Here is a 948-nt window from a genome sequence, read left to right as displayed (position 1 = left end):
CTAGGCCGTGTCTGATAAATGCGGTAGCCAAAGTGTGATGGCCCTTAGGACTGCTCCGCCGCGGTAAACGATGGCGAGTTTGTCGTAGCGGGTGGCCAGACCGCGCCATTGCTTGACGACGTTGAAGTTGCGTTCGATGACGTTGCGGCCCTTGTAGTCTTCGGCATCGAAGGCTGGTGGTCGCCCGCCTTGGGTGCCACGACGTTTGCGGTGGCCGATCTGATCGGACGGTTCGGGAATGACTGCGACGATCCCTCGTCGTCGCAGCCGCTGTCGAGTCGCTCGGCTGGAATAGGCCTTGTCGCCACGCAGGCGATCAGGCCGCGTGCGTGGCCGCCCCCGACCGCAGCGCTCGACTTTCAGGTGGGCGAGCAAATGCTCCAGAACCGGTCCGTCGTTGGCTTGGCCAGCGCCCACGAGCACGACCAACGGTCGTCCGTGGCCGTCGACGAGGTGATGGATCTTGCTGGTCAGTCCGCCGCGGGAGCGGCCAATGCCGTGGTCAGGCGGCTCGCTGGCCAGATTTGTGTAATTCGACCCAGCCCCCTGTGTCACGGGTGATGTTCGTGGCATGTTGATGAGCACGGGCGATCGTGGAATCCACCGACACCGACCAATCGATGATCCCGGCTTCGTCGGCGGCAGCCAGCAACCGCGCCAACACCGCATCCCAGGTGCCCTCTGCGCTCATCCTTCGATGCCAGGTCCAGATCGTCTGCCACGGCCCAAACGCCTCGGGAACGTCGCGCCAGGCGATGCCGCACCGGTACCGGTAGATGATCCCCTCGAGCATCTGGCGGGCATCCCGAAAAGGCCTGCCCTTCTTACCTGTCCGAACAGGAAGAAGCTCTTCAATCAACGACCATTGAGCATCGGTGAGCAGCTGGAACCGTGACATGGCCTAAGTCTCAGCCGAAACACCCGAAACATTTGTCAGACACGCCCTAG

1 pseudogene is annotated in these 948 nt (G+C 62.7%); it reads right to left on the bottom strand.

The features are described 5' to 3' along the window. Positions 1-898 (bottom strand): annotated as a pseudogene (locus AOT83_RS26525) (IS5 family transposase). Positions 899-948: the final 50 nt, after the last annotated feature.

Source organism: Mycobacteroides sp. H001, assembly GCF_001440005.1.
Classification (GTDB): domain Bacteria; phylum Actinomycetota; class Actinomycetes; order Mycobacteriales; family Mycobacteriaceae; genus Mycobacterium; species Mycobacterium gwanakae.
The sequence above is the reverse complement of the archived record's forward strand: the minus strand, read 5'-3'. Positions and strand labels throughout refer to the sequence as shown.